The organism is uncultured Bacteroides sp., from assembly GCF_905207245.1.
Taxonomy (GTDB): Bacteria; Bacteroidota; Bacteroidia; order Bacteroidales; family Bacteroidaceae; genus Bacteroides.
Map to the genome: position 1 here is coordinate 1 of NZ_CAJLKP010000117.1, position 11927 is coordinate 11927.

6 protein-coding genes and 1 pseudogene are annotated in these 11927 nt (G+C 44.1%); 6 read left to right on the top strand and 1 reads right to left on the bottom strand.

Going from position 1 to position 11927, the window contains the following annotated elements; translation table 11 throughout:
- Positions 1-400: pseudogene (locus QZ135_RS22950) on the bottom strand (glycosyhydrolase); the annotation flags it as partial.
- Between the two features lie 246 nt (positions 401-646).
- Between QZ135_RS22950 and QZ135_RS22955 the strand changes: the two are divergent.
- The 6 genes from QZ135_RS22955 to kdsA all read left to right on the top strand — a co-directional run bounded on the left by QZ135_RS22955 (position 647) and on the right by kdsA (position 11846).
- A complete protein-coding gene (locus QZ135_RS22955; protein ID WP_294615089.1) occupies positions 647-3463 on the top strand; it encodes a M16 family metallopeptidase in 2817 nt (938 codons plus the stop codon).
- An 807-nt stretch (positions 3464-4270) separates the two neighbouring features.
- A complete protein-coding gene (locus QZ135_RS22960; protein WP_294615092.1) occupies positions 4271-4606 on the top strand; it encodes a hypothetical protein in 336 nt (111 codons plus the stop codon).
- 148 nt (positions 4607-4754) lie between these two features.
- The gene (locus tag QZ135_RS22965) at positions 4755-8792 is read left to right on the top strand and encodes an ATP-binding protein (RefSeq protein ID WP_294615095.1); all 4038 of its coding nucleotides are present in this window, start codon (positions 4755-4757) and stop codon (positions 8790-8792) included.
- A 235-nt stretch (positions 8793-9027) separates the two neighbouring features.
- A complete protein-coding gene (miaA, locus tag QZ135_RS22970) occupies positions 9028-9948 on the top strand; it encodes a tRNA (adenosine(37)-N6)-dimethylallyltransferase MiaA (protein WP_294615098.1) in 921 nt (306 codons plus the stop codon).
- Positions 9949-10011: 63 nt separating this feature from the next.
- Entirely contained in the window at positions 10012-10938 is a 927-nt protein-coding gene (locus tag QZ135_RS22975; protein WP_294615101.1) for a YegS/Rv2252/BmrU family lipid kinase, read from the top strand.
- 101 nt (positions 10939-11039) lie between these two features.
- Positions 11040-11846 (top strand): 3-deoxy-8-phosphooctulonate synthase, encoded by an 807-nt coding sequence (gene kdsA, locus QZ135_RS22980; protein WP_294615104.1) that lies wholly within the window; start codon positions 11040-11042, stop codon positions 11844-11846.
- Positions 11847-11927: the final 81 nt, after the last annotated feature.

Genomic DNA, 11927 nt, shown 5'->3' on the forward strand with positions numbered 1-11927 from the left:
CCTCGTCCACGCCTTCCATCGGTTGTTTCACCATCTGGAGGATGTATTTCTCACGCTTTCCCTGCAAATCGGCAGCATTGATTTTTCCGGCCTTCAGCAGTTGTTTAATCCAGGAGCTATTTTCTATAGAACCGATTATCAACATACGATTGCCAGCTACAGAGTGAATAATCTCCGGAGTAATACCTGTTACTTTACCCGCATCTGTCTGCAAATTGGCCACAGCCCGTACTACTCCTTTGTCTTCTCGGGAGTCCACCAGTATTGGATACGCCTTTCCTTGCTGTATCCAGACAAATCCATTACTCTCATTTGTCACAAAACGCTCTGCCGCCGACAAAGATTGAGATAGCAACAAACTCACTAAGCAATAGAAAATCCAACTAAATTTTGTTTTCATGGCATGATACCTTTTGATTAATTTCTGTTTTGTACAAAGATAGGTTATTACGAAATATCAACCTATCCTCCATGTTTCCACTTACTATTGCCAATGTTACACTTGGGATTTTCATGTTACATAAACTTTTATTCATGTAACATTTGCCCGACAAACAACCATTATTACAAAAAAACGCTCTTTTCTGTGATTTATTTCATCCTTTCCAGACAAATAGGACAATATACAATTTTAATCTTCATATATATGAAACATTTATTCCGTAGTTTATTGGTTATAGCATTCGTCATATGCTGTAACTTCCAACAGGCTCTTGCACAGCAAATGCCACCTATCCCCGTTGATCCTAATGTACGTATTGGAAAGTTGGATAACGGTTTGACTTATTACATCCGCAAAAACAGTCTCCCTGCCAACCGGGCCGACTTTTATATCGCCCAGAAAGTAGGTTCCATACAGGAAGAAGAAAACCAGCGCGGCCTCGCCCACTTCCTCGAACATATGTGCTTCAACGGAACCACCCACTTTCCGGGAGATGCCCTGAAGCAATATCTGGAACGCATCGGAGTTAAGTTTGGCGAAAACCTGAACGCTTACACCTCAGTAGATGAAACCGTTTACAACATTTCCAATGTTCCCGTCAACACTCCGGGCGCCATCGACTCTTGTTTATTGATTCTGCACGACTGGAGCAACGACCTGACTCTGGACCCGAAAGAGATTGATAAAGAACGCGGCGTGATTAACGAGGAATGGCGTACACGCATGAGTGCAGTGCAACGTTTCCAGGAAAAGTTGCTTCCTGCCATGTTTGCCGGCACCAAGTACGCCACCTGTTTCCCCATCGGAACCATGGATGTAGTGATGAACTTCAAGCCACAGACACTGAGAGACTATTATGAAAAATGGTATCGTCCCGACTTGCAAGGCATTATTGTGGTAGGAGATATAGATGTAGATGCCATCGAAGCGCAGATTAAGAAACTATTCGCCGATGTTCCGGCACAACCCAATGCTGCCAAACGTGAATATTATCCGGTAAATGACAATAAAGAACCGATTGTGCTGATTGCCCGGGATAAAGAGCAACCTCATATCCAGGCCATCATCTTTAACAAACATGAGGCCACTCCCGACTCAGAGAAAGGCAATATGGATTATCTGATACAGGATTATGCCATCGACCTCATCAATAACATGCTGAATGCCCGACTGAACGAGTTGCTCCAAGCCGCCAACCCTCCGTATATCTACGCAGGAACCTATGATGGAGATTTCTTCGTTGCAAAAACCAAACAAGCCTTCACCGGCATCGTTGTTTGCAAAGAAGATGCAGTGGAAACCGGCATCGCCACTCTGGTCCGTGAAATGGAGCGTGCACGCCAATTCGGCTTCACCGAAAGCGAATACCAACGTGCCCGTGCCGAATATCTGCGCAACATGGAATCCGCCTACAACGAACGTGATACACGTAAAAACGAGGAATATATTGATGAATATGTACGCCACTTCCTCGACAACGAACCCATACCGGGTATTGAAAACGAGTATGCCATCATCAACCAGATAGCTCCCGCCATCCCCGTACAAGCTCTGAACCAGATGATGCCGATGTTGATAACAGATACCAACCAGGTAGTCGCCGTCTTCGGTCCCGAAAAAGAGAATCTGAAAATGCCGACAGAAGAAGCTATCAAGAAGATTCTGCAAGACGTAAAAGCCGAAAAACTGACTCCGTATGTAGACAAAGTATCAGACGAACCTCTGATGAAAGAAGCTCCGAAAGGTGGAAAGATTATTTCCGAACAAAAAGATGATGTATTCGGCACTACCATGCTGACGTTGTCCAACGGAGTAAAAGTTATCATCAAGAAAACTGACTTCAAGGCTGACGAAATTACCATGAAAGGTGTAAGTCTGGGCGGAAGTTCACTGTTCCCCAACTCTGAAATCATCAACATCAACGGTCTGGATGCCGTTTCAACAGGCGGTTTAGGCAATTTCAGCGCTGTAGACCTTGAAAAGGTATTGGCAGGCAAAAGGGCTTCCGTAAGTTACGGTATCGGTGATAAGACCGAAACAGTCAGCGGCTACTGTTCTCCGAAGGACTTTGAAACGATGATGCAACTCACCTATCTGACATTTACTGCACCGCGCCGGGACGATGATGCGTTCGCATCCTATAAGAACCGCAACAAAGCAGCATTGTTGAATCAGGAAATGAATCCGAACACAGCCTTCGGAGACAGCATCACCTACGCCCTGCAAATGGGACATCCACGTACCGTCCGTATCAAATCCGATATGATTGACAAGATGGATTATGACAAAATCCTGGCAATGTACCAGGACCGCTTCAAGGATGCCAGCGACTTCACCTTCATCTTCGTAGGCAATGTAGACATTGAAGAAATGAAACCGCTCATTGCCGAATACCTCGGAGCGTTGCCTGCCATCAACCGTAAGGAGACATTCAAAGATAACAAGATTGAATACCGTAAAGGTGTATATAAGAATGAGTTCATCCGGGAACAGGAAACAGCCAAGGCCTCTAACTTTGTCAGTTTCATCGGTACGTGCAAGTATGATTTAAAGAATTCCATTCTGCAGGACATGACTTGCCAGATTATGGATTTGGTGTACACCGAGAAAGTACGCGAAGACGAAGGTGGAACTTATGGTGTATATGTGGGTGGCAATCTCTCCAAATATCCAAAGGAAATAGCCGGAATACAAATTGTTTTCGATACAGCACCTTCTAAGAGAGAGAAGCTGATGAAAATCATCTTTGCTGAAATAGATCATATATCCAAAGAGGGGCCGTCTGAAGCCAATCTTAATAAGGTGAAAGAATTCATGCTGAAGAAACATATTGAAGACCTGAAAGAAAACAGCTACTGGATGGGAAGCATTGACGAATATCTGTTTACCGGAATGAATCCGATAAAAGACTACGAACAAATCGTCAATAGCATCACTGCTAAAGATATTCAGAAGTTTGCCGATGACTTGTTCAAACAGAAAAATGAAGTAGAAGTTTCAATGATTAGTCCGGATAAATAACAATAATATATAGTAGTAATAAAGAAAGGCTGCACCGTGCTTCATGAAGCATGGTGCAGCCTTTCTTTATTAGTTGACGAGGGGACAAGTTGACAAGGGAACAAGGTTCCATGCGGCATGGAAGCATTGTGCCCCTTGTTTCCTTTCGTGGAAATTCTATTTTCCCCAAATGGCAACTTCATTTACATGCCGAGGTAAAAGCCGTTACATACCGAGGTAAAGACCGTTACATGCCGAGGTAAAGGTCGTTACATACGGCGGTAAATGCTTTTACATCGTGAGGTAAATAGTCGGTAAATGCTATCTATTAATAATCAGCGCATTATCTAAATGCATCGACAAACACTAATTCGTTTTAGAGCGGGTTATAAATTATCAGATTCCAAATCCTGATACCCAGACAAACAGATTGTAATCTGGCTGAACAAGTTTAACGATATATTTGAAATAAGTCTCTGACATAATTACAAAACAATATTATTTGGATTATAAATATTTATTGCTACTTTTGTAGCAGCTTACTTCTATGCGTAGAAAGTGGCTTTAATAATTTTGATTTGAGAACGGTTATTTATTGCATTCCCCTATAAATTCCGCTAAAGTTTACAACGGATGACAATAAGTGACGGGTCTCACGCACATTTGTATATATACCTTGTTATATACCCAGATGGAGCGTGGGGCTATCACTTGTGTCGTTGTAAGGTCCTAGCGGAACCTTTAGGGGACATGAGTAGATAGTTTCCCACGCTCTTCTTTTTATAAACCACGCATCACAGGGAAATGATGCGGCAACCAAAATAAACCATGTACGAGGACTTCAAAGAGTGTGTCATCCGGTTAATGCAACATCCCATCATGAGCAAACCTGTTTCTTTTTTGAGCGATTCCGAATGCCTACAAGCCTATGATCTTATAAAACAATTAATAGATCTATCTGTAAATGAAGAGTATACCCAACTGGATTACATCCAGATGGCACGCCTCAAATACCATCTCGGAGAATTGGCCTATCAATTAAATACCGACAACGAAAATATAATCTTGCACTACAAGGCCCTTCCCCACCTGTTAGAAAAAGGCGGGTTCGACCTCAGCCTCCGCAAATGGGCAGAACTGGTCAGTCTGAGAACAAAAGAATAAAAAACAGTTTAAAGAGTTGTCTGTATTTTTACTCCTGAATATTTTTACATGTTTTTACGGATAACCTTTGCAGTTCAATAAAAAATACATAAATTGCCGCATTAAAAAAACACGAAGGCTATATTGCCCGAAGATAAAAAATAAAACTATGCAGTATGAGAAGGATGTGATTTATTCCCTGAAAGTAACCGGGACTATGATAACAAATGATTGTCATTATTATCTGATAGAAAATGAAGGAATCAAGTACAAGGTGAAAATGCTAAAATTCCAGCATAAGCTACCGGTTCCCGATGAAGTGAAATGTATCGTTTATGGTTATGATGCCGACGACACTCCTCTCTTTGCACAACACAAAGGTGAAATATCACGCAAACTTTATACAGTGGGCAGCACTTATCCTTTTGTTGTGCAACAAAAGCCAGGTTATCAATCCGGACACCGCAATATCTATTATGGATATGACATGAATGGCATACGCGCCTCTATCCAAGTGGGATTAGGGAAAGAACTGACCATCGGAAGAAATGTCCGCTGCACAGTCAAGCATATCAATCCGGATGGCATTCTGGTCGTCGTCCCCGTCAGCCAGGAAATGAACTATGAAACCAACTTTATCACTTTTGAGCAACTGATACACAACATCCATACCGAGCAACTACCAAGCTGCATCCAACTGGAAACACTACGCAACAACCCGACCGGAGACCTGAAAGTGCAACAGGTATTGAAACAATATGACAACCACGAAGGAGAATGGCTACTGTCATTCCAGAGCGTACTGCTTGCCAGAAGAGATGAAAAAATCGAGAATAAAGACTGGGAAGGAGTTTGCGAATTAATACACTACCAACTTCTTATCGCCGAATGGGTGCTTGAAGACTCCCTGTTCCTTACATTCTATTCGCCGTCCGTAGTCCAGTCCCTGCGCGAAAAGGGAGAACGGGAAATAGTTGTCTGCGAAGCAATACTAAAAGCCATAGAGCTTATCCGGAACAACACCGTGGACGATTTTCTGAAACATATCTTTACTAAAATACGCACCTCGGGGTATTTATCCGACCGAAACAGGAAAACCGAGCTACTGACTGCTTTGTTCCGGCTGGACGACACGTTGGCTGATAAAAACATGTTCACCCTGACGGAATTCTGCCAATACATAGCCTGCACCACTTCAACTACAGAAACGTCCTCCCTGACATCCGTAATAGAACTTATCAGGAAGATGATAGAAAGAAACAGGGCGGTGCATGATGTTTCTCCCACTAAAATCATGCAGTTACTGGCTGTCTACCTGCTGCTTTGCTACAATCGCGAAGTACATACGGCAGTCTATCGCATCATGCTTTATCGCTATGCATCTTTGGCAAGCCCTTCCTCCGCCGGGATTCTGACGGATAAGGCATTTGATGTATTGACACGGGCAAATCAATTTTATCGCCCGGAGTTTGGCTGGGAAGATGTCGTTCACTTCAAGCCTGAACCATTCATTGCAAAGTTGCGCTCATTCATGACGGATGCGTCTGATGATAAAGACAAGCTGATAGCCCAGCATATCACACAAGGAGGGCGGATACTTTTACGTGATGGAAAGTTTGGGCTATATGCCGGTTGCAATCCGGGCGCATTGCTACCCGAACACCAGAAGGTGACGGAAATGGTGTCCGTATTCGACGACAGAATCAGTATATATGCAAAGAAAGACATCAAACCCAAAGCAAGTGAAGCGCAAAATATTTTTGCACTGAAGAATCTCTGGGGAGAACTGTCAGGACAACTATCCGGACACGTAACGGCTTCTGCGAAAAAGATACCGGAAAAGGTAATTCCTACGGAGGGAATGCGTGTAAGGATCACGCTGAAAGCATTCAATCCACGTTTTCCACTGATGATGTTTGCAGAAGTAACAGAACCGGGATACGAAGGAACCGGTGCGCTACTGGCCAATGAAGTAACCCGTAGCCATCTCCACAGCATGGACGGCATTTTTTATGAAGGAGATACCTTTGAAGCCACTGTATCGAAAGTAGGACAGAATGGTCGTCTGACGTTCAGCATCCTCCGGGAGTTGTTCGAATTTGTAACGGGAACAATCAAATACGGTCATCGCGTATATGCCAGGCTGATACGAATCTCCAAAGGAACCGGCATCTGGGTATGTGAGGAAGGGTATACGCTGTTCACACCGGGTGCGACACCTTATTCCGAAACAGGCACGGTAGCCCTGTTGGAAGTGAGGGGCATCAATGATGCAGGATATATCAATGCCACCTGTATAGAAAAATCAGATAAAGATATAGAAGAAACTGAGGCTCTGGCTAAATTAGTCAGCGAATATATTGATTTCTGTTCCCCTCAGGATGAAAAGGCCGAAGAGGAAGAGGGCAATTTCGGACCGGTGTTCACAGACGAAGATGCAATGTTGACCGGAGAGCAGTTATCACTTCCCCTGATGTGCGAATTACCCTGGCTACTGGCAGTGACGGCATCCGCCGAAAAATCACTGGTGAAGCGTTACAATCTGCTGGGAACAGCTCACCTGCTGGCAGGAATGCTCAATGACTCGACCTTGAGAGAGTATCTGGCACTGCAAATGAATTATGAGGAAAACATCTACAGTTTTGCCACCCACAACGGACAGGCACGGTGGACGCACTTTTCGCGTATAGATGACGCCGCTGTTTCACGCTATCCCTCACTCCGGCCCAAAAAAGAAATGCTACAAATTCTCAGTTTGTTCTACACCCACAACTTCGATCCGGAGCTTGCAGTAGGCATAGCCACCACCAAAAATGAAAATAAGGAACGTATAGTCCGGTTGGTACTGGCCCATACCCTTCTACTCAACTCCCTGCCGGAAAAGACATTAATCCCTTTGCGCAACGAACTCCTGCAACGCATCGGCGCCGGAGAATTTGCATTGCCCGATGAACCGGCAGCGAATTTTTCATCTGCGGCAGAACACGAAGACCTCCCCCACATGGGAAGGGAGAGTGATAAAGTAGAATTTAAATCATCCGTGGTATACCCCGCAGGACGCTCTGTGCCCGACATGAAACGGCAGTCGGAAATCATACTGCGCACCATTGCAGGATTCCTTAATGCAGCCGGAGGCACACTCTATATCGGTGTATCCGATGCAGGAGCCGTAATCGGGCTGAAAGAAGATTACACCTACATGGTGTGTGATTCGGATGCCTACGAACGCTTCATCCGCCAACGTATCATAGCCACAATGGGAAAGGACATCAACAGCATCATTAAAATAGAATTTCCCCGATATGGCAACCGTGAAATATGCTGCGTCACAGTGCCTTGCTATGGCAAACTGATTGAATTGAAAGGCGTGATATGGCAAAGGCAAGGCAACTCGACGGTAATGCTCGACGGCAATGCCCTGGCCAAGCAGAAAAAAAGGAAAAATGACATATTGCAGGCAGAACTCAACCAGATTGCAGAAAAAGAGATGGAACTAATCAGCGAAAGCCTGTCGCAAACCGGGGAGGCACAGACAGCAGTTGCCGCCGCCTTTGCAGCCAGCCTGGAAAAAAAGAAAAAGAAGGTGGAAACCGTATCCGAAAAGGCTATGATACAAACATCTCTGATACGCACCAATACGCTGACGGACAAAGAAAATGATACACAGGTGGTGTCCTATCTGTCCCTGCTTGATAATGGTGGATATGTACTGAAAGACGAATTCTCGCATATAGACAATGCCATACTCACGTTGGGAATCAGGAAAGAGGAAACCGACGGTGCACTGCTCCTCTGCTATGAGAATGGTTATGTCAATCGCGTTCCGTTGAAAATCTTATTGCAGAAGAAACGTGACTATGTATATAAAAATGGCGTGAACAGGGATTCGCATCTGATATTCTCTACTATTGAAAATGGTGAACCACACGTCCTGGTACGTACCGCCAAACAAAAGAATGAATATCTGAAAATGTTCCCTCTTGCCAGAATAAAGCAGAATATGGATCTGGCTTTAAAAGGAACTCCGCTTTTCTCTTATGATTTCGGAAAGGCGATTGCCTGGGAAGTAATTCCGGAAATGGAATCAGAAAAGCTAAAGAAACTTTATAATGACAATCCGGCACATCAAGGGTACGCCATTACATCGGAAGCTGTGTCTAAGGAAAGGGAGCTATTACAAATAATGGGATGGAATATTGAAAATTAATGATTTGTCTGCAAAATACAGGAAGTATGGACATAAAAAAAGGAGTACCGCTGTACTCCAACCTTTGTTAACCTTAAATCTAATACTATGAAAAACACGTTGCAAAGGTACGTACTTTTCTGAATTTCGCAAGCTCCGTGTGCGAAAACGACGCATTTATAACACCATTTAAGAGAAGTCACTCCGTTTTTCACTTCCTTTTTCATATCTTTGCCACAAACAATCAAAGCGACTTATGCCTAACTATGATTTGATAGCTATATTAGGTCCTACCGCTTCCGGGAAAACTCCTTTTGCCGCAGCACTGGCAAATGTTCTTGATGCCGAAATCATCAGTGCGGATTCCCGGCAAATCTACCGTGGAATGGACCTTGGTACGGGAAAAGACCTCGTTGACTACACAGTGAACGGTAAACAAATCCCTTATCACCTGATTGACATTGCCGACCCAGGCTACAAATACAATGTTTTTGAATATCAACGTGATTTCCTGACGGCTTATGAGAGTATTAAACAAAAAGGGAAACTTCCCGTTTTATGTGGAGGTACAGGGATGTATCTGGAGGCCGTGTTGAAAGGATATAAGTTGTTGCCTGTTCCCGAAAATCCGGAATTGCGTACACGACTTGCCGATAAGTCTCTGGAAGAGTTGACCGAAATGCTGAAACAGTATAAATCCCTGCATAATACCACGGACGTAGATACTGCCAAGCGCGCCATCCGTGCCATTGAAATAGAAGAGTATTATGCACATACCCCGGTAGACGAACGGACATTTCCCAAATTGAACAGCCTCATCATTGGTGTGGACATAGATCGGGAGTTGCGTCGTGAAAAAATATCCCGCCGCCTGCGCCAACGCCTGGATGAGGGGATGGTGGATGAAGTACGCCGCCTGATAGAACAGGGTATCCAACCGGATGACCTCATCTACTACGGTTTGGAATACAAATATCTGACGCTTTACGCCATCGGCAAGCTGACTTACGAAGAGATGTACAAGGAACTGGAAATTGCCATTCATCAATTTGCCAAACGCCAGATGACTTGGTTCCGGGGTATGGAACGCCGTGGTTTCACCATCCACTGGATGGATGCCGGACTACCGATGGAAGAAAAGATTGCTTTTGTACAAGCGAAACTCAAAGAGAATTAGTATTTTTGTAATTTGAGAGTTGAAAATTAAGAGTTGAGGATTCATAATTCATAAATTAGCATCATGAGTGTAGAACCCGAAAAGTGGGGAGTGATATACAATCCCAAAGCCGGTACCCGGAAAGTGCAAAAACGGTGGAAAGAAATCAAAGAATATATGGACAACAAAGGTGTGTCTTACGACTACGTACAGTCCGAAGGATTTGGATCCGTGGAGCGTCTGGCCGGTATTCTTGCCAATAACGGCTACCGCACTATCGTGGTTGTGGGTGGCGATGGTGCACTGAATGATGCCATCAATGGCATCATGTCGTCCAATGCAGAAGACAAAAGAGAAATTGCCATAGGCATCATCCCAAACGGCATTGGCAATGATTTTGCCAAATACTGGGAAATGACATCAGAATATAAAGACGCTGTAGATTGCATCATCAATAACCGCCGTCGTAAAATAGACGTAGGATTTTGTAACTATTATGATGGAGAGAAACACATCACACGCTATTTTCTTAATGCCATCAATATTGGTTTGGGAGCCCGCATCGTAAAGATTACCGACCAGACCAAGCGTTTCTGGGGAATGAAATACCTGTCCTATCTCATGGCACTTATTTCAGTTGTCTTTGAACGAAAACTCTACCGGATGCACCTCAAGATAAACGGAGAACATATCCGCGGACGTATCATGACAGTCTGTATTGGTAGCGCATGGGGGTATGGACAAGCACCAAGCGCAGTCCCCTACAATGGATGGCTCGATGTATCCGTCATTTACCGCCCGGAGTTGTTACAACTCGTATCAGGGCTATGGATGCTTATTCAGGGGCGTATATTAAACCACAAAGTCGTAATGCCTTACCGGACTCAGAAAGTAAAAGTGCTACGCGCACAAAATGCCTCGGTAGATCTGGACGGTCGTATCCTCGACCGGCATTTCCCATTGGATGTTGGAATCATGCATGAAGCCATTACACTGATTATACCAAACTGAAATTAACGATTAACGGGTTAGTGATAAATGATTAACACAATGCAACCATAGTTGCACAATTCGCTAATCACTTATCTCTAATCACTAAATAACTTACTCACATGATTGAACTGAAAAATAATCCTGCCGGGAACTTCTTTTTATTGGCAGGTCCTTGTGTTATCGAAGGGGAAGAAATGGCGATGCGCATTGCCGAACGTGTTGTAGCCATTACCGGGAAACTACAAATTCCCTATGTATTTAAAGGTTCTTACCGTAAAGCTAACCGTTCGCGTCTGGACTCATTCATGGGTATAGGTGATGAAAAAGCCTTGAAGGTGCTGGAAAAAGTACGCAACACTTTCGGAGTACCTACTGTTACCGACATCCATTCTGCAGAAGAAGCTGTAATGGCAGCCGAATATGTGGATATACTGCAAATACCGGCATTCCTTTGCCGGCAAACAGACATTCTGATAGCTGCTGCAAAAACGGGAAAAGTAGTTAATATCAAGAAAGGGCAATTCCTCTCCCCTCTCGCCATGCGTTTTGCTGCAGAAAAGGTGGCGGAAGCAGGAAATAAGGAAGTCATGATTACTGAACGCGGAACTACTTTCGGGTATCAGGATCTGGTTGTAGATTACCGTGGCATACCTGAAATGCAGACCTTTGGTTATCCCGTCATCCTGGATGTAACCCATTCCTTACAACAACCGAATCAAACAAGCGGAGTAACAGGCGGCATGCCCCAACTCATTGAAACAGTAGCTAAAGCCGGCATCGCTGTAGGTGTTGACGGATTATTTATAGAAACTCATGAACATCCTGAAGTTGCCAAGAGTGACGGTGCCAATATGCTGAAACTGGACCTGCTGGAAGGGTTACTGACGAAGCTGGTACGTATTCGTGAGGCGATAAAGAATGATTAAAGCAATAAAAGACTGCCGGTAGAATTTATGCATTTCTTTCGGGATTTGAATCAGTTACGAGCTACAAGCTACAAGTGCCTT

What these genes read in the sequence shown, in the direction of transcription:
- QZ135_RS22955 (WP_294615089.1), top strand. Translation starts at nt 647, where the DNA reads ATGAAACATTTATTCCGTAGTTTATTGGTTATAGCATTCGTCATATGC.
- QZ135_RS22960 (WP_294615092.1), top strand. Translation starts at nt 4,271, where the DNA reads ATGTACGAGGACTTCAAAGAGTGTGTCATCCGGTTAATGCAACATCCC.
- QZ135_RS22965 (WP_294615095.1), top strand. Translation starts at nt 4,755, where the DNA reads ATGCAGTATGAGAAGGATGTGATTTATTCCCTGAAAGTAACCGGGACT.
- miaA (WP_294615098.1), top strand. Translation starts at nt 9,028, where the DNA reads ATGCCTAACTATGATTTGATAGCTATATTAGGTCCTACCGCTTCCGGG.
- QZ135_RS22975 (WP_294615101.1), top strand. Translation starts at nt 10,012, where the DNA reads ATGAGTGTAGAACCCGAAAAGTGGGGAGTGATATACAATCCCAAAGCC.
- kdsA (WP_294615104.1), top strand. Translation starts at nt 11,040, where the DNA reads ATGATTGAACTGAAAAATAATCCTGCCGGGAACTTCTTTTTATTGGCA.